Origin of the sequence: Natronorubrum aibiense (assembly GCF_009392895.1) — an archaeon.
GTDB lineage: Archaea > Halobacteriota > Halobacteria > Halobacteriales > Natrialbaceae > Natronorubrum > Natronorubrum aibiense.
This window is the reverse complement of record NZ_CP045488.1, coordinates 2152462-2176407: the sequence shown is the minus strand read 5'-3', so window position 1 is coordinate 2176407 and position 23946 is coordinate 2152462. Positions and strand designations below refer to the sequence as shown.

Below are 23946 nucleotides of genomic sequence, written 5' to 3'. Positions count from 1 at the left end.
TTGGATCCGTGATTGTTTGTGGTTAGCAATAACATGGGGAATGGTCACAAGAACAACGATTCGCGAGCGGCAGCGAACTCGGTAGGTGTCGATCGACGAACGTTTCTGAAAACGACCGCCGCTGGAGCAGGACTCGCGACGGTTGCAGGCTGTCTCGGCGGCGGCAGTGATGAGGGGGTCACGCTCGGTGCACTTTACATCACCTCCGGATTCGCATCGCTGTACGGTGAAGAAGCGGAACGAGGATACGAACTCGCCGCCGACGAAATCAACGATGACGGCGGGATCGACGGTGAGGAGGTCACGATTATCTCTCGGGACACCGAAGCCGACGCCACCACGGCGGGCCGTCAGTTACGGAGTCTGATCGAAGAAGAAAACGTCGACGGGCTCTTCGGGTTAGACAGCAGTGGCGTCGCACAGGCGCTGGCACCACAGGTCGCCCAGTTCCAGATGCCGTTTATGGCCACGCACGCAGCGACGCCGTTTCTGACGTCGCCGGAGGGTGAACACGAGGACTCGGTCGGTAACGACTACGTCTTCCGAAACGCCAACAACCTCGCACAGGACATCTACGGCGCCGCTCGAACGGCCGAAGAACTCGACGCGACGGAGTGGGCCACGATCGGTCCGGACTACGCGTTCGGATACCAGACCTGGGACTACTTCCAGGCGTTCTGTGAGGGACTCGACGTCGACGCGGAGTTTACAGCGGAACAGTTCCCGGGACTCGAGACGGGTGATTACTCGCCGTACATCAGTTCGATCATGGACGCGGACCCGGACGGCGTCATCACGCCGCTGTGGGGGGCCGACCTGACGACGTTCCTCGGGCAGGCCGAGAACGCTGGCTGGTTCGACCAGATCGACTACACGCTCTTCAGCGTCGGTATGGGGACGGATCTCCCTGCCGATGGCTCGCCGCTGGTCGAAGGGGAACACGCCTCGACGCGGTACGATCCGTTCGTCCCGGACAGCGACGAGAACAACTCGTTCCGCGAGCGCTACACCGACGAGTACGACACCCTCCCGACGTACAATGCCGAGGGTGCCTACCGGGCGGTTTACATGTACAAAGAGGCGATCGAATCGGCCGGAAGCACTGGGTCGGACGACTTGGTGGATGCGTTCACCGGCATGGAGCACTCTGGTCCGGTCGGTGACTACCAGTTTAACGAGGAGACGAATCAGGCGACTGTGCCATCGATCTGGGGGACGGTTAGCTACGACGACGAGTGGGAGAGCAACGTCCTCGATCCGGTCGAGGTCTACGAGGCCACACCGGACGTGATAAACGACGCGCTCGGCGACTCCGACCTTCCCTCGGGGGTCTAACGAACTCGTCGCCGCTGATATATAACCTGATACTTATACAAGAATGATAAATACGATTGCGTTTATAGGATTGTCGGACGTTATTAATGGACTCAGTCTCGGGAGTCGCCTGTTCCTGATCGCCGTCGGCCTGAGCTTGATCTTCGGCGTGCTGGGCGTCCTGAACTTCGCACACGGGGCGTTCTACATGATCGGAGCCTACGTCGCGCTGGCAGTGACGAACAACCTCGTCGATAACTTCTGGCTCGCGGTCCTCCTCGGTGCGACGGCCGTCGGCATCATCGGCGTCCTCATCGAAGTCGGGACGATCCGGCCACTGTACGGGCGACTCGACGGTGATCTCGACCAGTTGATCGTCACCTTCGGCTTCGTTCTCATCACTCACGAGGCAATACGGCTCATCTGGGGCTCGAAGTCGTACTCGCTCGACCCGCCGGCAGTGCTCGACTTCCCCGTCTCGATCGGCGGCAGTTCGTTCACCGCCTACCGACTATTCGTCATCGGTGCCGCATTCGTCGTCATGGTCGGGCTGTGGGTGTTCATCACGAAGACGTACTTTGGTTCGCTCGTCCGCGGGACATCGTCGGACCGGGAGATGGCATCGATCCTCGGGGTCGACGTGCCGCGGCTGTACACCGGCGTCTTCTTCCTGGGGAGCTTCCTCGCCGGACTCGGCGGAGCACTGGCTGCACCGCTGCAGTCGATCAGTCCGGGACTCGGTGAACAGGTCATCATCGACGCGTTCATCATCGTCGTCATCGGCGGCCTCGGCTCGCTCTCCGGGGCGTTCGTGGGCGCGATGTTCGTCGGCACGCTGCAAGCGATTGGACCGAAGTTTATGGCGGCCGGACACGTCGCGATTCCGTTTCTCGCGATGGTCCTCGTGTTGCTGTTCCGTCCGGAAGGGCTGTTCGGAGGGTTCGGCGAATGAGTACGCAAGACAACGATCTCGGGACACGGATCGGCACGTTCGGCCGGGAGGCCGTCCAGAACGGCTGGACCAGAGAACGATTCACCCTGCTGGGGTTGGTCGGGCTGGTCCTGATCGGACTCGGCCCTACCTTCCAGGTGTACCTGTTCACCGAGTTCATGATCATCGCGCTGTTCGCGCTCGCCTTCAACCTCCTGTACGGCTACACCGGCCTGCTCTCGTTCGGCCACGCGCTGTTCTTCGCCGGCGGCTCGTACGGGCTCGCGATCGTCATGCGCGACCTCCAGCCGACCATCGCGGATGCGGTCGGCAGCGGTATCGCCCCGCTCGTGACCTTCGCCGTCGGCAGCTTCGTCGGCGTCCTGCTGGTCGTGCTGATCGCGATTCCGGTCGGCTGGCTCTCCGTTCGACTCGAGGAGATTTACTTCGCGCTGATCACGCTCGCGTTCGGGATGCTCGGCTACTCGCTGATCCTCCAGAACCCCGCCGGACTCACGAACGGCACCGACGGGGTGCTCGTCTTGCTCGGGTTCGTCGAACTCGGCGGGATGGAGTTCAGACTCGGCGATCGGCGGGTCTACTACTATCTGACGTTGACGATCGTCCTCGCGTCGACGTACGCCATTTGGCGGATCGTCAACTCACCGTTCGGGACGATCTGTAAGTCGATCCGCGAGAGTCCCGATCGAGCCGCCGCACTCGGCGTCAACGTTCGGCACCACCGGTGGATGACGTTCATCCTCTCGGCGTTTTTCGTTGGCGTCGCCGGCGTTCTGATCGCGGGACTGGCGAGCGTCGCGTCGCCGTACCACTCCCACTGGTCACAGAGTGCGACCGCCGTCGTGGCAACCGTCATCGGCGGCGCGACGTTCTTCGGCGGGCCAATCATCGGCGCGTTAATCTACCTCTACGTCCGCTGGGGGATCAGCCGCTTCCCGGCGCTCGAGGCCTACTGGGAGTTCTTCTTCGGGGTCATGCTCATCGTCACCGTGCTCTACTTCAAGCAGGGTGCCGTCGGCGGGCTCGTCATGCTCCACGCGTGGCTCCTCGAGGTCCAGACAGTGTACGAACGCGACGGCGCTGGCGCTGCAGCGTCGTTCGTCAGTGAATCGGTAGGCGATCGCCTCACGTCGATCGGACGAAGCGATGCTGCTGATGGAGGGAATGACCAATGACGACAGTTCTCGAAACCGAAAATCTCCGCCGACAGTTCGGCGACCTCGTCGCCGTCAACGACGTCTCGCTCGAACTCGAGGAAGACGAAATCACCAGTATCATCGGCCCGAACGGGGCCGGAAAGACGACCTTCTACAACCTGCTGACGGGGGTGCTCGAACCGACTTCGGGCGCGATCCGACTCCGGAAGGACGGTGCCCTGCAGGACATTACGGACGCACTACCCCACGTCGTGGCCCAGAGCGGCCTCTCGCGGTCGTACCAGATCACCAACATCTTCGAACGGTTGACCATCCGCGAGAACGTCCAGGTCGCCCGAATCGCTCACGAAGGGCGGACGCTCGATATCCGTTCGCGTGCGGCCAACGACGAGCAACTCAACGCCGACGTCGACGAGCTGCTCGAACTCACGAACCTCGCCGACATGGCGGAAGTGACGTGTGACGAGTTGAGCCACGGCGAAAAGCGCAACGTCGAGATCGCCCTCGCGCTCGCGATCGAGCCGACGGTGTTCTTACTCGACGAGCCGACGGCCGGGATGAACCCAACCGAGACGAAAGAGATCGTCTCGCTGATCAACGAACTGAACGCAGACATCGACGCCACGTTCGTCGTCACCGAACACGACATGGGCGTCGTCACCGACATCTCCGACCGGATCGTCGTTCTCGCCGACGGGGCAGTCCTCGCGGACGGCGACCCGAAGACTGTCCTCTCGGACGAACGCGTGACGGAAGCCTACCTGGGCAGTGAGGCAGTATGACAGTACTCGAACTCGACGCTATCGACACGTACTACGGGAATAGCCACGTCCTCCACGACGTCTCACTCGAGCTCGCGGAGGGCGAAGTCGTCGCCTTACTCGGCCGAAACGGGGCCGGGAAGACGACGACGATGCGATCGATTATGGGCGTAACGCCGCCGCGGCGCGGTTCGATCGTCTACCGCGGCGAGAACATCGTCGGGAAATCGCCCGACAAATTAAACGAGCGCGGCATCAATCTGGTGCCCGAAGACCGCCGGGTGTTCCCGACCCTATCGGTTCACGAGAACCTCGTGCTTGCACACAAACTCGCCGCCGACCCGAAACCGATCGAGGAGATGTACGAACTGTTCCCGATCCTCGACGACCTGCGGACGAGCGACGCCCAGAATTTGAGTGGGGGCGAACAGCAGATGCTCGCGGTCGCACGCGCGCTCGTGCAACGGCCCTCGTTGCTCTTGCTCGACGAACCAACCGAAGGGCTCGCCCCAGTCATCGTCGACGACTTACAGGAGATGCTTCAGGCGGTCGTCGACGAGGACGTGACTGTCCTGCTCTCCGAGCAGAACGTCAACTTCGCGTTCGAGTTGGCGACGCGTGGCTACGTCATCGACACCGGATCGATCGTCTTCGAAGGATCAGTCGAGGAGATCCAAGCGCGTGAGGACCTCCTCGAGAAGTACCTCGCCGTCTCACCGGAGGAGGTCGCCTAACATGACCGACCTGACGCTGCGGCCGTTTTTCTGGCGGCCGACGAATCTCTACCCCGAAACGCGGGTCGTCTCGCGGACTCACGACGGGATCTCCGACTACACGTACGACGCGTTCGGCGACCGCGTGCGATCGCTGGTCGCCGCGCTCACCGGCCGCGGGTTCGGTCCCGGCGATCGGATCGGCACGGTCGGCTGGAACCATCATCGACACTTCGAGACCTACTTCGCGGCCCCGTTATCGAGCGCGCAGTTGCACACGATCAACGCCGTGCTCGGCGACGAGGACATCGTCCACATCGTCGAGGACGCCGACGACGACATCCTGTTCGTCGATCCGGGGGACCCGTTCGAGACGATCGAACGACTCTGGGACGACCTCCCAGTCGACGAGGTCGTCGTCATGGCCGACTCCGTCCCCGACACTGAGATCGACGCGATCGCCTACGAGGATCTGCTCGACGCGCACGATCCGATCGCAGACGAGCAGCTGCCGCCGCTCGAGGAAGACCTTCCTGCCGGCATGTGTTACACGTCCGGGACGACCGGGCGACCGAAAGGCGTCGAGTACACCCAGAAGATGATCTACGCTCACGCGATGATGGTGATGACGCCCGCGGGGCTGAACATCAGCGAGCGCGACGTCGTGATGCCCGTCGTGCCGATGTTCCACGTCAACTCCTGGGAGTTCCCCTACGCGGCGACGATGGCCGGCGCGACCCAGGTCTATCCCGGCCCGTCTCCGACGTCTTCCGACCTGCTCGAACTGATCGAACGCGAGGGCGTCACGCTGACCGCCGGCGTCCCGACGGTCTGGATCAACCTACTCGAGCACATCGACGAACACGGCGGCGACCTCTCCTCCCTCGAGCGAATCGTCGTCGGCGGCAGCGCGGCCCCCGAAGACGTTATGCGCCGGTACGCAGACGAGTTCGATGTCACGATGGAACACGCATGGGGGATGACCGAGACGATGAGCATCGGCTCCGTCTCCCGGCCGAAATCGCAGATGGACGACTGGGACCGCGGCCGGAAGTACGACAAGCGCAAGAAGCAGGGATTGCTCTCGCCGGGCCTCGAGATGCGCGTCGTGAACGATGCCGGCGAGGAAGTTCCGTGGGATGGGCAGGCCGCCGGCGAGCTCTGGGTTCGCGGGCCCACCGTCGTCTCGGAGTACTACAACCGACCCGACGCGACCGCAGACGATTTCGAAAAGTCGTGGCTCAAAACCGGCGATATCGTCACCGTCGACGAGGACGGCTACCTCGAGGTCGTCGACCGCGCCAAAGACGTCATCAAAAGCGGCGGCGAGTGGATATCCTCGATCGAACTCGAGAACGCGCTGATGGCCCACGAGGCGGTCGTCGAGGCAGCCGTCATCGGCGTGCCCCACGAGAAATGGCAGGAACGGCCGCTGGCCTGCGTCGTACTTGGAGATGGACGCGACACCGACGAGGAGACGTTACAGACCCATCTCGCCGACGAACTCGACCAACCCGACTGGTGGCTCCCCGACGAGATCAGGACGGTCGAATCGATCCCGAAGACGGCGACCGGGAAGTTCGACAAGAAAGGATTACGCGATCGGATCGACGTGGTGATAGACGATGAGTGATCTCTTCGACCTCTCCGGACGTGTCGCACTGGTAACCGGCGGCGGACGTGGCATCGGCCGCGCCATCGCCGTCGAACTCGCAAACGCCGGGGCCGCAGTGGTCCCGTCGGCCCGCTCGACCGACGAGATCGAAGCCGTGGCGGACGAGATTGAAGCCAACGGCGGCGACGCGCTCGCCGTTTCGGCTGACGTCACCGACCCGGATGCCGTCACGAGCGCCATCGACCGAGCCGAGGCCGAGTTCGGCAACGTCGACGTCGTCGTCAACAACGCCGGCTTCAACCCAGCAGACGCCCTCGGTCGGCCGGAGGACGTCTCGACCGAGAGCTTTGATCGGGTCCTCGACGTCAACCTCAATGGAGCGTACGAGGTGACGACGGCGGCGGCCGACTCGCTGCTCGAGAGCGACGGCGGCTCGGTCATTAACGTCGCTAGCGTCGGCGGATTGGTCGGCTTGCCGCGCCAGCACCCCTACGTCGCCTCGAAACACGGGCTCGTCGGCCTCACGAAGAGCATGTCGATGGACTGGGCACCCGACGTGCGCGTCAACGCGATCGCGCCGGGCTACGTCGCGACGGAACTCACGACCGGCCTGCAGGAAAACGAGGAACTTCGCCAGTCGATCATCGATCGCACGCCACTCGAGCGCTTCGCCGAGCCCGAAGAGATCGCCGGACCGGCGGTCTTCCTCGCGAGCGACGCTGCGAGCTACGTTACCGGATCGGTGCTCGCCGTCGACGGCGGCTGGACGTCGCGGTAGTCGAACTGACGACCGCGTCCGATCCGACTGATTCGATTGATTCGTTTTTTCGAGCCGATCTTCGTTCGATCTGCAGCCGACTAGATCTCGTACTCGCCGTCGACGATCGCCGTCGCCTGCTCGAGCAGCCGCGGAACGCCGTCCTCCATCTTCGGATACAGTGGGTCGTCGCTGTTGCCCTCGAGATGGCGTCGGAAGAACATCTCGCCGAGCGCGCCCATCTTGTAGGTCGCGAGCACGGTGTAAAAGCGAGGATTATCGAACGGACGGCCGGTCTGGGCCTCGTAGCGCTCGATCAGCTCGCTGCGTGTGAGATAGCCCTCGCGTGCCGTAAGCGTCGGATACAGCCCCTGAACGGGTGGCTCGGGATCGTCCTCGTCGTGCCAGAACGAGAGCATCCAGCCAAGGTCCGTAAACGGATCGCCGAGCGTGGCCAGTTCCCAGTCGAAGACGGCGATCACTTCCGGCCTGGCGTCGGCGGCCGCATCGTCACCCGCCGTGACCCCTTCGTCCGCGGGGGCGAACATCACGTTGTCCAGTTTATAATCGCCCTGCACGAGCGTTTCTGGGTGGTCTTCGGGGACGTTCGCCTGCAGCCACTCCGTGATCCGCTCGAGCATTGGGAGGTCGCGATGGTCGGCGGTCGTCTCTCGTGCCCACTCGAACTGCTCGCCCCAGCGGTCGACCTGTCGCTGCGTGAACCCCTCCGGATAGCCGAACTCGCCGAGCCCAACGGCTTCGTAGTCGACGTCGTGAATCGCCGCGAGGGTATCGACCAGTTCGGTACTGAGCTGTCTGCGGGCGTCCGGGCGCGCGAGCCACGATGGCTCCTCGGTACGGATGACGTCGCCCTCGAGTTTCTCCATCACGTAGAAATCACTGCCCATGACCTCGTGGTCGTCGCACGCGAGGACGGTTGTCGGAACCGGCACGGCCGTCTCCTGTAACGCGTCGACGACGTGGTGTTCCCGAAGGACGTCGTGGGCCGTGTCGGCGGTCTTCCCCGGCGGCGGTCGCCTGACGACCAGTTCCTGGCCGCCCCACGTCACGAACAGCGTCTCGTTCGAGTGACCGGCGTCGACGCGTTCGACCTCGAGTCGATCGGCCGGACCGAGTGCATCCGTAAGATACGACCGGAGCTGATCTCGGTCGACCAACCGATCGAGATACGTCTCATCGCTCATCGAACCACCCGCAGACAGTGGGAACAGTCATCATTGAACAAACACTGCACTCATGTTGCGGGCAAACGAGGTTAAACACTTCGGGAAACCGGAACGGGGCCACGTCTCGAGGGGGCCGACGACGGCGAGCAGTTCGACGGCATCGATACCGCTCGAGGACGGGGGCGTGGTTTGTCGAGTCTCGAGGCCTGCTCACCGTCGCGGCTGCTCCTCGGAGAGCAACATCTGTTCGATGAGTGAGGCAACACCTCGACGGACTCGCTGGGAGAAGGCGCTATCGCTGAGGTCCAGTCGCTCGGCGAGTTCGGTCTGGGTGATCCCCCGTGGGACCTCGAAGTAGCCGTTACGGTAGGCAGTCAGGAGCGCATCGCGTTGTTTGGTCGATAGCGACTCCGGTTTCGGAAGGTGTGCCGGATCGTACAGGTGACGCAACGTCACGGGGATTCCGTCCTCGGTGAGGAGAATGTTGCACCGAGACAGGTTCTCGTGAGTGGTGAATCGAAGCCGAAAGTTCCAACTCTCCGCCGTTCCCGAGGCCTCGAGCACCCGCGCTCTGGACTCACGGAGCGCCCGGACGACGCCGTCGAGATCGTTCGCCCACTCGACCTCGAACAGCGTCCCGCCGGCTGTATTTGTGATCATGGTAACGACGTCGATCTCTGGGGAGTCACGGAGGGCGGTTTCGGCTGCTCGCCGGTCGCCCTCGACGACCCACAGCAGCAGGGCGACCTGTTCGTACAACGGGACGACACGCTGGAGTTCGACCTCTACGTTCGGGACGTCCTGCAGGGCGCGTCCCAAGACGAACGCGTCCGCAGGAACGGTGATGTCGGCGATAACGGTCATTTGGTCACTTGATAGGCTGGTCGGCCCTCGACGCTCGAGTCCGTGCCAGTCCCATACACGTTCGACTTCGAAGGCTAAGATGTCTGGGGGTGTCTCGACGGTTCGACGTCGATGCTCGACCACCCACATATTGTGTAGTGGTGACACGCCACTATCTTCGACCCCCGGTCGATACTATTGAAGGCAAACGGCGTTGCGACGATTGACATTAGTAGTAGCTGGTGAAGCCGATGAGCGACAGTTCCCACCCGTCTGGCGGGCACAGCACGCACGACCACCATCACGAACACGACCACGAGGTCGAGGGACCCGGGTACGCGACGCCGCAGGCGGCTATCGAGGAATCCGAACGGGAGACGCGCGCCTACGTCGTCGGCCTCTACACGGGTAGCGACGTCGACGAACCGGATTTCCTCGCCGTCGTTGACCTCGATCCCGACTCCGAGACGTACTGCGAAATCGTCGATCAACTCTCGATGCCCACGAAAGGCGACGAACTCCATCACTTCGGCTGGAACGCCTGCTCGTCGTCCTGCCACGTCGGCGACCTCGAGCGACGGTACCTGGTCGTTCCCGGGAACCGTTCCTCGCGGATCCACATCGTCGATACGCTCGCCGACGACGGCCCCGAGATCGTCGACGTCATCGAGCCCGAGGCCATCCACGAGTACGATCTCTCGTCGCCACACACTGTTCACTGTCCGGCCGGCGGCGGCGTGATGATCAGCATGCTCGGGAACGCCGACGGCGACCTCCCCGGCGGCTTCCTCCTCCTCGACGAAAACCTCGAGCTCGAAGGTCGCTGGGACGAACCCGGTGAGATCGAGATGAACTACGACTTCTGGTACCAGCCACGCCAGAACGTGATGATCTCCTCGGAGTGGGCCGCGCCGAAGACCTACCAGCCCGGGTTCGACCTCGAGGACGTCGAGGCCGGGAAGTACGGCCAGCGGTTACACTTCTGGAACTGGACGGACCGGACGGTCGAGCAGACGATCGATCTCGGCGAAGAGGGAATGGTTCCCCTCGAGGTGCGCTTCTGTCACAATCCGGAGTCAACCCACGGCTACGTCAACGCGGCGCTCTCGTCGAACATCTTCCACTTCTTCGAGGAGGATGGCGAGTGGCGCGCGGAGAAGGTCATCGACTTCGAGGGACGGGACCTCGAGGGCTGGGATATGCCGGTCCCCGCGCTTCCGACGGACATCCTGATCTCGATGAACGACCGCTATCTGTTCGGCGCAAACTGGCTCCACGGCGAGGTCTGGATGTACGACATCTCGGATCCGGCGAATCCGCGACACGCCGACTCCATCTCGATCGGCGGCTACTTCGGTGAGAAACAGGCGGTCAACGGCCGTGAGTTGGTTGCTGGGCCCCAAATGGTGCAGTTGAGCCTCGACGGACGCCGCCTCTACTGGACGACGTCGCTGTACTCGAGTTGGGACGATATGTTCTTCCCCGAGGAGGCCGAGCGCGGCTCGGTGATGCTCAAAGCCGACGTCGATCAGGAACAGGGCACGCTCGAACTCGACGAGGACTTCCTGGTCGACTTCGGCGACCTGCCAGCGGGTCCCGCTCGCGCCCACGAGATTCGCTGGCCCGGTGGCGACTGCACCAGCGACGTGTGGCAGTGATCCCGACCGTTCCGGTGATCCTGCAGTGGCGCTCGGGTCGTCACGAGACGATCACGGCGTCGCCCGACGAGTCGATCCTCGAGGCCGCCGATGTCGCTGACGTTGGGCTCCCGTTTGGCTGTCGGACCGGCGTCTGCGGGACCTGTACTGCACGGTGTCTCGAGGGCGAGATTACCCACCGCCGAAAGCCGCGCGCGCTCAAGCCTCGTCACCTCGCGGACGACTACGTCCTGCCGTGTATCGCCACGCCGGCGTCCGACTGCACGCTCGAGGTCGGGGCCGACGTCCGTGCAGATCTGTTCGAGAACCCGTGGCGATGACGACCCAGACACGTCGATCCGCCGTCGGTGGCCGCCGTTTGCGGCTCGCGATAGCGGCAGCGCTCACGCTCGTCGCTGTGGGATCGACGACAGTCCAGGCCCACGAGGTGGCGGCCGACCAGCCCAGCAACGGCGATCCCCTGTCGCTCGCGGTGGTCGTCGTCGCCGTGGTCTCGGTGGGCATCCTCGGTGGTCTGGCAGTGATTCTCACGGGAACGTCGCTGCGTGCGCGACACCACACGCTGTTCGATCGGTGTCTCGGCGGCTTGCTCGTCATCCTCGGCGTGACACTCGGGCTGTCAGCGGTGGCCGAGTACCCCACGGTCGCCGTCGCCGGGCTCGTTGGCGGCGGGTTCCTCACGCGATCGCTCACGACCCACGCCGAGCACAACCACCACGCAGAACTGGCGTTGGGCACCCTCGTCACCCACCGGACGATCGAAGGGGTCGCACTGGTTGCGCTCTACCAGAGCGGTTCGACCATCGGGCTGGCCGGTGCACTCGTCGTCGCCGGGCACGCAACCCTCGAGACCGCCGTCGTGGGTGGGTTGTACTCGGAACGAGGGCGGCCGATCGCTGCGCTCACTATCGGCGTATTGCAGGCCGGATTCGTCGGCGGTGCCGTCGCCGGTGCGCTCCTGGCGATCGTCCTCCCGCTTCACCTCTCCGTCGCCGTCGTCGCCATCGGCGCTGGCGCACTACTCGTCGTCGGAAACATCACGTTCTCCGGCCAGCACACCCCAGCGTAAGGACTGCCTCGAGTCGGTTAGGTTTCAGTGTCCGCTTTCGACAAACGCAAGGAGAAAGCGAGTGCGGCGAGATTCGAACTACGCCCGAGAACCTCTTCGCTGGCGCTCGCAGAGCCTCGATCTAGTTCGAACCCGCCATGCCGGTTCGCTCGCCACTACATGGCTCGCTGCACGGGCGTGACGGGATTCGAACCCGCGATCAGAAGGTTAGGAACCTTCTGCCCTCTCCGCTAGGCCACACGCCCCCTCGAGAAAAAATCCGTTAGTTGGTTTCCGTCTCGGTTTCCGTTTCGTCCTCCTGCGTGACGGGTTCCGTGTCGACGAAGTCGTCTTCCTCGTCGAGTTCGTCCTCCTCGAAGCCGCCCTCACGCATTTCCTCAAGTTCCGTTTCGACCTTTTCACGCCCCTTCTGGAATTCGCCCATGGCCTCGCCAGTCGACCGAGCCAGCTTCGGGATCTTGTTCGCCCCGAACAGCAGGATGGCGATGAAAAGGATGATCAGTAGTTCCGGCCCCCCGGGTGCGCCGGGGATGAACAGCGGTGCGATTTCGGCTACCATCTCTATGCATTGCTTACCCGCTGGCAATTATAACCTTTTTGGACCACTCAGTAAACCATGTTTCGGCGACAGTCCGTTTGAGCCGGGTTATCGAACTAATTACAACGTCGTACTTTCGGTAATATAATTATCGTTCAAACTGATCGAAGTGACTTACAGCAGTAAATATAAAAGCAATGATATTCAGCGTCATCGGAGTCAGTGAGCGCTCCACTCAGCGTTCGAATACGGGCGTCTCGAGTCGAGTTCGTCGTCGGTCCGGTAGTCGTATTCACAGAGTCGTTCGAGAACGATCAGTTCCGCGAACGAAACTGTCTTTCCCGTTTACCCGTAAGCACCCAGTGATGCCTGAAACTGGAGACGCTGCACCCGATTTCACCGCACCGCTTGCAAACGGCGACGTCGACTCCTTTACGCTCTCGGAGCGCCTCGAGGACGAAGCACCGATCGTCCTCGCGTTCTTCCCCGGCGCGTTCACCGGCGTCTGTACCGACGAGATGTGTACGTTCCAAGACCGTCTGGCCGCGTTCAACGAGCTCGACGCCACCGTCTACGGCGTCAGCCGTGACTCCCCGTTCGCGCTGAACGAGTTCCGCGACCAGAACGGCCTCGAGTTCGGTCTCCTCAGCGATTATAACAAGGAGATTATCGCCGACTACGACATCGAGATGGATTTCGCCGACCTCGGCGTCTACGGTGTCGCCAAGCGCTCGGTATTCGTCGTCAACGGCGACGGCGAGGTCACCTACGCGTGGGTCAGCGACGACCCTGGTGTCGAACCCGACTACGACGACGTCGAGGCCGCCGTCGAGGACACAGCCTAGAGCGGTCCGGGTAGCCACGAGCAACGCTCCCCGAAATCGCGTTTTTACGGCGGTTCTCTCGAGGTACGATCATCGAACAGCTATCGCCGCAGGGCTTTTTTAGTCCGCAGTCGACGTTCGCGTATGAGCGATTCTGCTGGTGACGACTCTGCTCGTCGTGTTTACTCCCCTGACGCCGACCACAACTTCCCCGACGCGAAACTCAACCGCGTCCTCGAGTTCATCACCGAGGACGAAGAGATCGAGACGTATCTCGAGGCCCAAAACGTCAACGCGGTCGATCGGATGCAGTACAACGATCACGGCTCGAAACACATCGAGATCGTCCGCAATCGGGCGCTGTGTCTGTACGACCTGCTCAAAGCCGGCAACGTCGATTTCAACGGCGCACGCCAGCAGGGGCTCGCCGAGGAAGACGAGTCGGTCATCATCGCGCTCGCGGCGACCCTCCACGACGTCGGTCACGTCGTCCATCGCGACCAACACGCTTACTACTCGATCCCGCTGGCTTCGGACATCCTCGATCGCGTTCTGCCCGAGTTCTACGACGTCGCCGAATCGGTCCGCGTGAAAGGCGAAGTCCTTCACGCCATCCTCTGTCACCACCGATCGGAGACCCCGCTAACGACCGAAGCAGGCGTTATCCGTGTCGCCGACGCGCTGGATATGGAGCGTGGCCGCTCGCGAATTCCCTACGAACACGGCGGCCGCGGCATCAACACCCTGTCGAGTCAGGCGATCAGCCGCGTCACGCTGCAGGAAGGCGAGACCAGTCCCGTCATGGTCGAAATCGCCATGACGAACGCCGCCGGCGTCTATCAGGTCGACAACCTGTTGAAAGCGAAACTCAACGGCTCCGGGCTCGAAGATCAGATCCGGATCGTCGCGGTCAATACGAACGAGAACCGCGAACAGCTGGTCGAGCGAATCGAACTCTAGAGCGACGTTCGGCGACCGGGTTTGCTGTGCGCAGAGTTCCTGTCCTTTTCAATTGACCTTACCGACGGGTCCGGCGGGTCGTGCCTGACTCACGACTGCCCGCTTCCGCTCGGTGACTCGCGTTCAGGCGAGTTCGAACCCGGAATCCGTCCGCTCGAGATAACCCCGGGTTCGAAGTGTGCTGGTAATCGAGAGGACGGTTCCGGTATTGAGGTCGAGAGCAGTACAGAGTTCCTCCGTCGTCGCTGTCGGCCACGCGGACAGATAGAGGTAGACGAGTTTCGCTCGCGGCGACTCGAGGTCGGTCGGAATCGATACACTCGAACGTGACTGTCCGTCGTAATGCATACTACTCGTTCAGCTGTTCGACGATATTAAAACTAAGCTTCGTCATCTGTCGAAACACGGGGCTCGAGAGCAGCCACTGGGTGCGGTTTCGTGATCGCGATCGGGTCACAAGAACGGTCGAATAACTCACGTGGGCGCGTCCAAGTCAGTGTATTTTTGTCGTCACCGACCTCCCTCACCGGTATGAATCACGAACTCATCGCGCTCGGCTTGCTGACCGGCACGCTCACCGGTGCGTTCTTCGCGCTGTTCGATGTCCCCATTCCGGCACCACCGGAGCTTCCAGGATTGATGGGAATCGTCGGCATCTATCTGGGATATAAGTTGGTACAGGCGGCAAACGTCAGCGTCGACGTGTTCGATTCGTTCGGATTCTAGACAATCGTTGATCCCATACGTCGGCTGTCGAACCGAGTCCGTTCACTCGAGGTCGGCGGCGAACTCGCGCGCTCGTGCTCTGATGGCGTCAGCGTCCGCGACGAGGACTTCTCCGTCACGCATGAGCACCTCGCCGTCGACCATCGTAAAGCGAACGTCGTCTCCGTGGGCGGCGAAAACCAAATGCGAGAGCACGTCGTGGATCGGCGTCGCGCGGGTGACGTCCGTCTCGAGGCCGATCACGTCGGCTTTCCATCCCTCACGGAGTTTGCCGACACGGTCGAAACCCGCCGCCTGCGCCCCGTTTCTCGTCGCCATCCCGAACACCGTTCTCGCGGGCAGCGCCTGTGGCTCGAGGCGATCGACTTTCTGGAGCAGGCTCGCCTGTCGCATCTCCGTGAACGGGTCGAGCGTGTTGTTACACGGTGGGCCGTCGTTGCCCAGCGCGACGTTGATTCCCCGGTCCAGATAGTCGAGAACCGGCGCGACGCCGCTGGCGAGTTTCATATTCGAGGAGGGGCAGTAGGTCACGTTGGTGCCGGTCTCCGCGAGTACCGCTCGCTCCGACTCGTCGGTCCAGACGCAGTGTGCAAGGACGACGTCTTCGCCGGTCAGCCCGACCTCGTCGAGCCAGTGGATGTTCCGTCGGCCGGTTTCCTCCTCGACGGCCGCGATCTCGCCGCGGTTCTCGCTTGCGTGAGTGTGAATCATCACCCCGTCGTGAGTGTCTGCGAGGTCTCTAGCCCCGCGAAGGGCGACCTCGGTACAGCTCACGGCGAACCGGGGCGTCACGGCGTACTGAATTCGGCCATCGTCGACGCCGTGATACTGGCGAATGAGTCGCTCGCTTTCGGCGAGTGCCGCGTCGGTCTCCTCTAACAGCCCCGGTGGGGCGTCTTTGTCCATGATCACCTTCCCGAGGCGACCGCGAATCCCGAGTTCACGGGCCGCCTTGAACGCCTCCTCGGCGTGGGCGACCGAGAGGTGATCGATGCAGGTCGTCGTCCCGCTTTCGATCAACTCGAGATAGCCGAGTTCGGCGGCTGTGTGCATCGCTTTCGGCGACAGCGACGCCTCCATCGGCAGGACGTGTTCGTAGAGCCAGTCGAGCAGTTCCGTGTCGTCGGCGATACCCCGGCCGAGACTCTGGACGGAGTGGACGTGTGCCCCGACAGTCCCCGGCATAAGCACGTCGTACCGCTCGTGGACGTGGTCCGGATACCGCTCGAGGCAGATTTCTCGATCCCCAACGGCGACGATCACGTCGTCCTCGACGACGACTGCCCCGTCGTGGATCACCGTTTCGGCGTCAGCAACTACCGTCCCCGAAAGTAACATTCCGACCCTGGATACCCTGCCGTCGCTCTTAGGCGTGGTGATCCGAAGCGGTCGAACACAACGAAAAAACGCGATCGCGGCCGTTAGTAGCTGCGAACCTTCGGCTCGTAGGTCTTGTCCTCACCCTCGAGGATGACTGGACGGTAGAAGATCGACGGCTCGCCGTCGTCCCACGAGATGAGCGTGTGTTTGAGCCAGTTCTCGTCGTCACGGATCTGGTTCTCCTGACGCCAATGGGCACCGCGGAACTCGTTGCGAACGAGCGCACCGAGCGCGATCGTCTCGGCGACGTCGATCAGGTTACGCGTTTCGATCGTCTGCTGGAGATCGGTGTTGAACGTTCGCGACGGATCAGCGACGTAGACGTCCTGATACTCCTCGCGACACTCGCGGATGATCTTCAGCGCCTTCTTGATGCCCTCCTCGGTGCGGAAGACGTTGACGTAGTCGGTCATCGCCTTCTGGAGTTTCGAGCGAATTTCGGCGTGCTGGACGCCGTCGTCTTTCTCGATCAGGTAATCGATGTGCTCGCGGGTCTGCTCGACGGTACGCTCTAAGACGCCTTCGGCGTCGGCGGTGACACCACCGTCTGCAGCGACGCCACCGGACGTATCGAGGCCGGACGCACCGGGTTCGACCGGCAGGTCGGCGTCAGTTTCGTCTTCGACGTCGTCGCCGTAGCCGGTCTTGATTCTGGCATCGCCAAGGTCCTTGCCGGCGGCGTGATAGCCCGCGCGTTTGCCGAAGACGATCAGTTCTGGCAGGGCGTTGCCGCCGAGACGGTTGCCACCGTGGACCGAGACACAGGCACACTCGCCGGCCGCATAGAGGCCGTCGATACAGGTCTGACCGTTCTCGTCGGTCTCGATGCCGCCCATCGCGTAGTGCTGGCCGGGCTTGACCGGCATCGGCTCGACGAGACCGTCGACGCCCTCGAAGTCCTCCGCGAGGTGGAGAATGTTCTCGAGGCGGTCCATGATGCGCTCTTCGCCGAGGTGGCGCATGTCGAGGTGGACGTACTCGTCGTTGACACCGCGGCCCTCGTTGACTTCGGTGAGTTCGGCACGCGCGACGACGTCGCGGGAGGCGAGTTCGCCGGAGTTGTTCGCGTAGCCGTACTCGAACATGAACCGCTCGCCCTCGTTGTTGTAGAGGATCCCACCTTCGCCACGGACACCCTCGGAGATGAGGACACCAGTGGATGGAAGCGAGGTTGGGTGGAACTGGATGAACTCCATGTCCTCGAGCGGTGCGCCGGCGCGGTAGGCCATCGCGTGGCCGTCGCCGGTACAGGAGACGGCGTTAGTGGTGTGGTCGAACGCCTGTCCGGGACCACCGGTCGCGAGGACGACGCCCTGATTCGCTTTGAACCCTTCAATCTTGCCAGACTGGACGTCGTAGGCGACGACGCCGTGACACTCGCGGTCGTTGGGGTCGTCTTCGTCGGTCGTTGCGAGGTCCATAACGTACCACTCGTCGTAGACCTGAATACCGCGCTTGACGACCTGCTCGTACATCACGTGCAGCAGGTGGTGGCCGGTTTCGGCTCCAGCGTAGGTCGTTCGTGGGTACGAGAGCCCACCGAACGGTCGCTGGGAGACACGGCCATCTTCTTCACGGGAGAACGGCATCCCCCAGTGCTCGAGTCTGATCGTGTCTTCGGGGGCGTCCTTCGCGAGGGTCTCGACTGCCGGGGCGTCGCCCAGATAGTCGGATCCCTTCATCGTGTCGTAGGCGTGGAGTTCCCAGTCGTCACCCTCCTGCAGGGCGGCGTTGATTCCCCCTTCGGCCGCACCCGTGTGGCTGCGAACTGGGTGGAGTTTCGAGACCAGTGCGACGTCTGCACCTGCCTCGTCCGCTGCGACCGCAGCCCGGAGGCCGGCGCCGCCGGCGCCGACCACGATAACGTCGTGTTCGTACATGGTTTACCAGAACTTCAGGTTCTTCTTGACTGCTTCCCGCTTGAGCTCCTGAATGTGCTCGGTGAGCGGGATGTCTTTCGGACACACTTCGGTACAGGAGAACTGGGTCTGGCACCGCCAGACGCCGTGTTCCTGCTCTAAGATACGGAGTCGGTGTTCTTTAATCTCGTCGCCTTCGCGGTCGTCCATCGCAAAGCGATAGGCTTTGTTGATCGCTGCCGGGCCGAGATACTCGTTGTCGCCGGCCGCGATGTTACACGAGGACATACACGACGCACACCAGATACAGCGCGTCGACATCTTGACTTTCTCGCGGTTTTCACGGGACTGTCGCTGTTCCTCGAGGTCGCTCGCGTCGGGCGTATCCTCGTTCTGGAAGTACGGCTCGACAGCGTGCATCTGGTCGTAGAAGTGGTCCATGTCGACGACCAGGTCCTTGACGACCTCCTGGTGTGGAAGCGGTTCGATACGAACCGGGTGTTCGAGTTCGGAGATCTGCGTCTTACAGCCCAGCCGCTGTTTACCGTTGACGAAGAAGGCGTCAGAGCCACAGACGGCCTGTCGACAGGAGTGTCGGAACGTCAACGAGGAGTCGTAGGTGTCCCGCGCGTACATGACCGCGTCGAGGACGGTCATCCCCTTCTTGAAGGGAACGTGGAAGTCGTCGAAGCGCGGCTCCTGTTTGTCCGCGACTTCGGGGTCGTACCGGAACACTTTGATGTGTACCGTCTCACCGTCGAGTTCGGACTCGTCGGCCGACCGCTCGTCGACCATGCCACTTTCTTTCTCTTTGAGTCGCTCCTGTTGGGGCGACTCTGCGCCTTTCATCTCCGGGTCTTCCGGTGACTCTTGCGTCTCGGGTTTTTGTTGTTGAGTACTCATGTTAGGTCCACCCCGCCATGACGGTTGCAACGTAGGTTCCCTGGGCGATGAGTGCCAGGCTCGCGATAACAAGGACTGCAAGCACGACTTTCTTTTGGGTCCCCTTGAGTCCCTGGTTGACCAGGGCGTTGTAGACACCGTTGACGCCGTGGAACGTTCCGGCGATCAGGAACAACACCATCGTCAGGAAGTAGCCGACGTTCTCCATTCGAGCCTGCGTTCCGGCGAACGTCACGTCCGCAGCGTGGTTGACGAAGTGCAAGAGGAAAAAGTGGAATGCGAGCACCACGACTAAGAAGGCCGCCGTAACCCGCTGGAGGAGCCACGTCGTGCCGCCGGGCGTGAACGAAGAGTATCGTTCTGCCATTAGATCGTCACCCCGTCCATGAAGGTTGGGACGCTCGCGACGGTGATGATTGCCGTCAACACCAGCGAGGCGTAGAAACTCTTGTCCTGTGTGTCGAGGCCGACGCCGAGGTCGACCATCAGTAAGCGGAGTCCGTTCAGGATATGGAAGACTGCCACGGCGAGCAGTCCGACTTCGAGCACTCGAATAATGAAGAGGCTCTCGAGACCCTGAATGGTGTTCGTATACGCTTCGGGGCCGGTAAGCGAGCTACTCAGCACGGCGATGTGGGTGAACAAGTAGCCGATCAGCATCCACCCGGTGAACTTGTGGAAGATCCACGCCCACATGCCGGCCGAGAACTCCTTCCAGCGACCGAAGTCCTCGATGAGACCGCGATTGTAAGACTGACTCATACGCTCATGTGGTCCGTTAGACCGCTGGGGTATAGAAGTTACTTTTATCGCTTCCGTTGCCCCCTTTCGTATAACTGTTGAGTCGGAAACGGAGTAATTTTTTAACGTCTCGGATTCGGCCCGAACCCGCGACCCGACCCGGATTGCTCATCGCGTTTCCACCAGAACCGTCTCGGCGGTCTCAGTCGAGTGTCGATTCGGAGGTTCGCCGGTCCGCTCTCGAGCGATCCGTGGTTCGTTCACGCTCCAGTGCCGTTAGCGTGTCCGGCGAGAGCCCGACGAGGTGACACAGCGGATTCCCCGGATAGACGACCGGATTCTCGAGGACGCCGACGATGAGGCCCGTAAACGGCGCTTCGACGGTGACGATGTCCTCTTCTTCTTTGAACGGATTGGTGATCACACAGATCACTTCACCTTCTTTGACGAGTTCACCCCGTCCGCGTTTCATATCGACGATGCCGCCCGCGTCCGCGCGGATCCAGGTCTTCTCGTTGTCGTCGTCGATAATGGTCCGCCAGCCCGGCCAGTGAACCGACGACTCCGGATGAAGCCCGAACTCGGCGAGGACGCTCGCGACGCCGGTCAACGCACGGTCGATCAACTGCCGTTGGAACCGGTGTGCTTCGCCCATTTCGATGGTGATCGTCGGAATGCCGGCCTGTGTCGCCTCCCGCCGAAGCGTCCCGGACGGCCCCTCGCCGGCGATGATGACGTTCGAACTGAACGCTTTCGCGACGCGGGCGACCTTCGAGTTCTCCATGTTCGCTCGAACGTGCAACATATTGGTTCGCCCGCGCGTGGAGGTGTGAAAATCGAGCCCGATGTCACAGGGTTCGATGAAGTTCGTAAAGATCTGGTGGGCCATCCGTCGCGCGCTCGTCGACCCCGCACGGCCGGGGAACGACCGATTCAGGTCCCGGTCGTAGATCGGCAGATAGCGCTCCTGTGCGAGAAAGCCGTGGACGTTCATCACGGGCAAACAGATCAGTGTGCCGTGGAGGTTCGAGTGGTCCCAGTCGTGGGCGACCTCTCGGACGACCTCAATTCCGTTGAGTTCGTCGCCGTGGGCCGCCGCCGAGAGAAAGACGGTCGGACCCGGATGTTCGCCGTTGATCACCGTCACGGGGATCCGAACCGGATCGCCGAGATACGTTTCGCTGATCCCGTACCGAATGTTCGCCGATTCGCCCGGATCGACGCGGCCGCCGTTGTACGTAAACGGTTCGGCGTCGCCGACGTCGCTCGAGTCGGGTGGTTCGTCGATATCGTCGCTCATAGCAGTATCTCCGGTGGGAGCAATGTGAATCTTCTCCTGTTGGTCCGATGAGCCGGCGTCAGTGTTGATTTTACGGAAAAGATCGTCGTTCCATCGAACGAGAGTCGGGGAAAAAGTCTCCCCGTGGGCATATGTTTTGTAGGATGATGTGTTACCCCCACGCATGGAGATTCGTGAAGCGACTACTGCCGACATCGATACCATTCGCTCGATCGCCCATCGCTCGCTCAACTCGACGTACACTGACTTCCTCGGCGGCGAGACGATCGACGAGGCCGTCGAACAGTGGTACGGCGACTCGTTTGACGACGAACTCGAGGACGATCACTCGCTCGTCCTCGTCGTCGAACGCGACGGCGAGATCGTTGGCTTCTCACAGAGTGATCTGGTCGGCCAACGCTACGACACCGGCCGACTGTTGTGGCTCCACATCGATCCCGACCACCGTGGCGGTGGCACGGGTGTCCGCTTGCTCGTCCGAACCCGCGAGCGGCTGCTCGGGGAAGGAGCCGACCACATCCAGTGTCTCGTCCTCGAGGACAACGAGGGTGGCAACGAGTTTTACCAGGATCACGGCTTCGAGCAGGCCGGCCAGCGCGAGGTCGAGATCGGTGACCAGACGTTTACCGAAAACGTCTACGTCGAAAGCGAGATCGGTGAGGAAGGCTGGGGCGCTGTCGACGAACTCGAGGTCGACGGCGAGACGATCTACGTGAGCTACGGCGAGGCGTCCCGCGGTGCGAAAGCACCGTTTTACAGCGCGTACAAGAACGAGGATCGGACGGAGCAGTACGCGTTGCTCTGTGGAAACTGCAACTCGATCGACAATGCCATGGACGCGATGGGGCGTGTCGAATGTAACGTCTGTGGGAACCGACGGAAGGCGACGCGGTGGGACTCGTCGTATCTCTAGGGTCGCACAGACGGGCTCGGTCACGCTAGGTTCGACCACGGTGGCTGGATTTCTGAGCACGGTACGGGGCACTTACCACGGTGGGCCAGCACGCCGATTCGAGGAAAAGCCGACGACGGCCCCGATTCAAACGCTGGGCAGAGATCGACGGCGTAAGCCGAGCGTTCACTCGTGATATCGCGTTCGGATACCTGTTGTCACCGCATTACAATTGGCGATTCACGCTTCACGTCGAGTATCTCGACGCCGCGCGTCGGTCGAGCGGCCGACCACCGCTCGAGTGAGATGTCTTTCACATGAGTAGACAGGATCACATCGTCCACGGGTTCAAGGCAACGCTCGTCGCTCGAGCCGTCTACATGCTCTCGAGCGCGCTGTTAATGTTCTTGCTGGCGCGGTATCTCCTCGATCCGGACAGCTACGGGACGCTGTACTGGGTGATCGGGGTGCTCGCGATGGTTCAGTTGGTCGCGGATCTCGGCCTCGGGAAGTCGGCAGCGCGGTACTTCTCGGAGTACCGGGAGAAAGCGCCGGGACAGATCCCCCACCTGATCAAGACGACGATCTCGGTTAAGATCGTCATCATCACGCTCGTTTCCTACCTTCTCGTGGTGTTTCACGAGGAGCTTGCGATCAGTCTGGGCGAACCGTCGGCCGCGCCGTTTCTCGCAGCAGGTGTCATCTACATCACCGTCTTCTCGTTCAGTACCTTCACACAGATCGCCTTTCAGGGATTCAATAACCTCGGATACAGCGCGATCGTTCAGGCAGTCAGTGGTGCCGCTCGCCTCGCTTTTGCCGTCGGATTCGTCCTCATGGGACTGGGCGCACTCGGGGCCTTTTTCGGCTACGTTGTTGGCTACGCGATCTCGGCCGCGATCGGACTCGCCCTGTTGTATTACAAATTCTACGCCCGCTACGAACCAGCCGAGACGTACGAGGACGGACTCTCACAGCGACTCCTCGAGTACAGCGTGCCGCTGACGGCGACGCGCAGTGCGAACGTAGTCGACAAGCAGATCGACACCGTGCTCGTCGGCGTCTTTCTAACCCCGACCGCGGTTGCGTTCTACACGCTCGGAAAGCAGATCTCGGATTTCGTCCTCGCACCCGCCGAATCGCTCGGCTTTACCATCTCACCGAATTTCGGCGAGCAGAAAGCGACGGGCCAACTCGAGCAGGCACGTCGGATCTACGAGACGTCGCTGACGAATACGATGTTGCTCTACATTCCGGCGACCGTCGGACTCGTCATCGTCGCGGACCCGCTCGTCACGATGGTTTTCGGCGGCGATTATGCGGGCGCAGTCCCCGTCTTGCAGGTCCTCGCCGTCTTCATCATCCTGCAGGCGATTACGAACCTGACCAGCGACAGTCTTGACTATCTCGGCCGCGCTCGAGCGCGGGCCATCGCGAAAGGGGGGACCTCGGCGGCTAACTTCGGGCTCAATCTCGTGCTCATTCCGACGATCGGTGTCGTCGGCGCGGCGATCGCGACGGTCGCCACCCACTCGGTGTACGTCGCGGTGAACCTCTACATCGTCCACTCGGAACTCTCGCTGCGACTTCGTCGACTGGGCAAGACGATGGGACTGATCTGTGGGATCACCGGCGTGATGGCGCTCGCCGTGTTACTCGTGACGCCGCTGGTTTCGAGTCCACTCATGTTGATCGGCGCGATCGCACTCGGCGCGGTGACGTGGGCGATCCTCGCCGTTGTGAGCGGACTCGTCGATCCCCAAGCGGTTCGATCCACAGTGACGTGACTTGCGACGC

The 23946-nt window shown here is 62.1% G+C and carries 25 protein-coding genes and 1 tRNA gene; 15 read left to right on the top strand and 11 right to left on the bottom strand.

The window, feature by feature from the left end; translation table 11 throughout:
* The first annotated feature begins 33 nt into the window (after nucleotides 1-33).
* The 7 genes from GCU68_RS10670 to GCU68_RS10640 are packed head-to-tail and all read left to right on the top strand — an operon-like array spanning nucleotide 34 to nucleotide 7290.
* Complete coding sequence (locus GCU68_RS10670; RefSeq protein ID WP_152943697.1) at nucleotides 34-1335, top strand: ABC transporter substrate-binding protein; 1302 nt, start codon at nucleotides 34-36, stop codon at nucleotides 1333-1335.
* A 43-nt stretch (nucleotides 1336-1378) separates the two neighbouring features.
* Nucleotides 1379-2266 carry a branched-chain amino acid ABC transporter permease gene (locus tag GCU68_RS10665; RefSeq protein ID WP_152941461.1) on the top strand — a complete coding sequence of 296 codons (888 nt, stop codon included), beginning with the start codon at nucleotides 1379-1381 and terminating at the stop codon, nucleotides 2264-2266.
* Complete coding sequence (locus GCU68_RS10660; RefSeq protein ID WP_152941460.1) at nucleotides 2263-3441, top strand: branched-chain amino acid ABC transporter permease; 1179 nt, start codon at nucleotides 2263-2265, stop codon at nucleotides 3439-3441. The genes GCU68_RS10665 and GCU68_RS10660 overlap by 4 nt, the downstream gene beginning before the upstream one ends.
* Complete coding sequence (locus GCU68_RS10655) at nucleotides 3438-4205, top strand: ABC transporter ATP-binding protein (RefSeq protein WP_152941458.1); 768 nt, start codon at nucleotides 3438-3440, stop codon at nucleotides 4203-4205. The genes GCU68_RS10660 and GCU68_RS10655 overlap by 4 nt, the downstream gene beginning before the upstream one ends.
* Nucleotides 4202-4918, top strand: coding sequence for an ABC transporter ATP-binding protein (locus GCU68_RS10650; RefSeq protein ID WP_152941457.1), 717 nt, complete (start codon nucleotides 4202-4204; stop codon nucleotides 4916-4918). The genes GCU68_RS10655 and GCU68_RS10650 overlap by 4 nt, the downstream gene beginning before the upstream one ends.
* 1 nt (nucleotide 4919) lies before the next feature.
* Nucleotides 4920-6530, top strand: a complete 1611-nt coding sequence (locus tag GCU68_RS10645) for a long-chain fatty acid--CoA ligase (RefSeq protein ID WP_152941455.1) — start codon at nucleotides 4920-4922, stop codon at nucleotides 6528-6530.
* Nucleotides 6523-7290, top strand: coding sequence for an SDR family NAD(P)-dependent oxidoreductase (locus GCU68_RS10640; RefSeq protein WP_008162885.1), 768 nt, complete (start codon nucleotides 6523-6525; stop codon nucleotides 7288-7290). Before GCU68_RS10645 ends, GCU68_RS10640 begins: the two co-directional genes overlap by 8 nt.
* Before the next feature lie 80 nt (nucleotides 7291-7370).
* Here the strand turns inward: GCU68_RS10640 and GCU68_RS10635 are convergent, their stop codons facing one another.
* Together GCU68_RS10635 and GCU68_RS10630 are read right to left on the bottom strand one after the other, a co-directional pair.
* On the bottom strand, nucleotides 7371-8474 hold the full coding sequence (locus tag GCU68_RS10635) for a phosphotransferase family protein (RefSeq protein ID WP_152941452.1): 1104 nt from the start codon (nucleotides 8472-8474) through the stop codon (nucleotides 7371-7373).
* A gap of 192 nt (nucleotides 8475-8666) precedes the next feature.
* The gene (locus tag GCU68_RS10630) at nucleotides 8667-9320 is read right to left on the bottom strand and encodes a helix-turn-helix domain-containing protein (RefSeq protein WP_168927088.1); all 654 of its coding nucleotides are present in this window, start codon (nucleotides 9318-9320) and stop codon (nucleotides 8667-8669) included.
* A gap of 230 nt (nucleotides 9321-9550) precedes the next feature.
* Between GCU68_RS10630 and GCU68_RS10625 the strand changes: the two genes are divergently transcribed.
* The 3 genes from GCU68_RS10625 to GCU68_RS10615 are packed head-to-tail and all read left to right on the top strand — an operon-like array spanning nucleotide 9551 to nucleotide 12026.
* Nucleotides 9551-10957, top strand: a complete 1407-nt coding sequence (locus GCU68_RS10625) for a selenium-binding protein SBP56-related protein (RefSeq protein ID WP_152941448.1) — start codon at nucleotides 9551-9553, stop codon at nucleotides 10955-10957.
* Nucleotides 10954-11277, top strand: coding sequence for a 2Fe-2S iron-sulfur cluster-binding protein (locus GCU68_RS10620; RefSeq protein WP_152941446.1), 324 nt, complete (start codon nucleotides 10954-10956; stop codon nucleotides 11275-11277). Before GCU68_RS10625 ends, GCU68_RS10620 begins: the two co-directional genes overlap by 4 nt.
* Nucleotides 11274-12026: a hypothetical protein gene (locus tag GCU68_RS10615; protein WP_152941445.1), complete on the top strand. Its 753-nt coding sequence runs from the start codon at nucleotides 11274-11276 to the stop codon at nucleotides 12024-12026. The genes GCU68_RS10620 and GCU68_RS10615 overlap by 4 nt, the downstream gene beginning before the upstream one ends.
* A gap of 172 nt (nucleotides 12027-12198) precedes the next feature.
* On the opposite strand, the gene GCU68_RS10610 is transcribed toward GCU68_RS10615, so the two are convergent.
* Both GCU68_RS10610 and tatA read right to left on the bottom strand, forming a co-directional pair.
* A tRNA-Arg gene (locus GCU68_RS10610) sits at nucleotides 12199-12271 on the bottom strand.
* A 17-nt stretch (nucleotides 12272-12288) separates the two neighbouring features.
* Entirely contained in the window at nucleotides 12289-12585 is a 297-nt protein-coding gene (tatA, locus tag GCU68_RS10605; RefSeq protein WP_152941443.1) for a twin-arginine translocase TatA/TatE family subunit, read from the bottom strand.
* A gap of 344 nt (nucleotides 12586-12929) precedes the next feature.
* On the opposite strand from tatA, the gene GCU68_RS10600 reads away from it, so the two are divergent.
* Nucleotides 12930-13409 (top strand): redoxin domain-containing protein, encoded by a 480-nt coding sequence (locus GCU68_RS10600; protein ID WP_152941441.1) that lies wholly within the window; start codon nucleotides 12930-12932, stop codon nucleotides 13407-13409.
* A 123-nt stretch (nucleotides 13410-13532) separates the two neighbouring features.
* Entirely contained in the window at nucleotides 13533-14348 is an 816-nt protein-coding gene (locus GCU68_RS10595; protein ID WP_152941439.1) for an HD domain-containing protein, read from the top strand.
* 123 nt (nucleotides 14349-14471) lie between these two features.
* Here the strand turns inward: GCU68_RS10595 and GCU68_RS10590 are convergent, their stop codons facing one another.
* Nucleotides 14472-14696 (bottom strand): MarR family transcriptional regulator, encoded by a 225-nt coding sequence (locus tag GCU68_RS10590; protein ID WP_152941437.1) that lies wholly within the window; start codon nucleotides 14694-14696, stop codon nucleotides 14472-14474.
* Between the two features lie 183 nt (nucleotides 14697-14879).
* Here GCU68_RS10590 and GCU68_RS10585 point away from each other — a divergent pair, with 183 nt between their 5' ends.
* Complete coding sequence (locus GCU68_RS10585; protein WP_152941435.1) at nucleotides 14880-15074, top strand: XapX domain-containing protein; 195 nt, start codon at nucleotides 14880-14882, stop codon at nucleotides 15072-15074.
* A gap of 42 nt (nucleotides 15075-15116) precedes the next feature.
* Here GCU68_RS10585 and GCU68_RS10580 read toward each other — a convergent pair whose 3' ends face one another.
* From GCU68_RS10580 to GCU68_RS10555, 6 genes are all read right to left on the bottom strand, one after another.
* Nucleotides 15117-16412 (bottom strand): 5'-deoxyadenosine deaminase, encoded by a 1296-nt coding sequence (locus GCU68_RS10580; RefSeq protein WP_152941433.1) that lies wholly within the window; start codon nucleotides 16410-16412, stop codon nucleotides 15117-15119.
* Between the two features lie 83 nt (nucleotides 16413-16495).
* Entirely contained in the window at nucleotides 16496-18334 is a 1839-nt protein-coding gene (locus GCU68_RS10575; RefSeq protein ID WP_152941431.1) for an FAD-binding protein, read from the bottom strand.
* Nucleotides 18335-18337: 3 nt separating this feature from the next.
* Complete coding sequence (locus tag GCU68_RS10570) at nucleotides 18338-19216, bottom strand: succinate dehydrogenase/fumarate reductase iron-sulfur subunit (protein ID WP_152941429.1); 879 nt, start codon at nucleotides 19214-19216, stop codon at nucleotides 18338-18340.
* 1 nt (nucleotide 19217) lies between these two features.
* Nucleotides 19218-19583: a succinate dehydrogenase hydrophobic membrane anchor subunit gene (locus GCU68_RS10565; protein ID WP_152941427.1), complete on the bottom strand. Its 366-nt coding sequence runs from the start codon at nucleotides 19581-19583 to the stop codon at nucleotides 19218-19220.
* Nucleotides 19583-19978 (bottom strand): succinate dehydrogenase, cytochrome b556 subunit, encoded by a 396-nt coding sequence (gene sdhC, locus GCU68_RS10560; RefSeq protein WP_152941426.1) that lies wholly within the window; start codon nucleotides 19976-19978, stop codon nucleotides 19583-19585. Before sdhC ends, GCU68_RS10565 begins: the two co-directional genes overlap by 1 nt.
* Nucleotides 19979-20159: 181 nt before the next feature.
* Nucleotides 20160-21257 carry a succinylglutamate desuccinylase/aspartoacylase family protein gene (locus tag GCU68_RS10555; protein WP_152941424.1) on the bottom strand — a complete coding sequence of 366 codons (1098 nt, stop codon included), beginning with the start codon at nucleotides 21255-21257 and terminating at the stop codon, nucleotides 20160-20162.
* A gap of 163 nt (nucleotides 21258-21420) precedes the next feature.
* Here GCU68_RS10555 and GCU68_RS10550 point away from each other — a divergent pair, with 163 nt between their 5' ends.
* Both GCU68_RS10550 and GCU68_RS10545 read left to right on the top strand, forming a co-directional pair.
* Nucleotides 21421-22170, top strand: a complete 750-nt coding sequence (locus GCU68_RS10550) for a GNAT family N-acetyltransferase (RefSeq protein WP_152941422.1) — start codon at nucleotides 21421-21423, stop codon at nucleotides 22168-22170.
* Nucleotides 22171-22466: 296 nt separating this feature from the next.
* Nucleotides 22467-23936: a flippase gene (locus GCU68_RS10545; RefSeq protein WP_152941420.1), complete on the top strand. Its 1470-nt coding sequence runs from the start codon at nucleotides 22467-22469 to the stop codon at nucleotides 23934-23936.
* Nucleotides 23937-23946 lie beyond the last annotated feature (10 nt).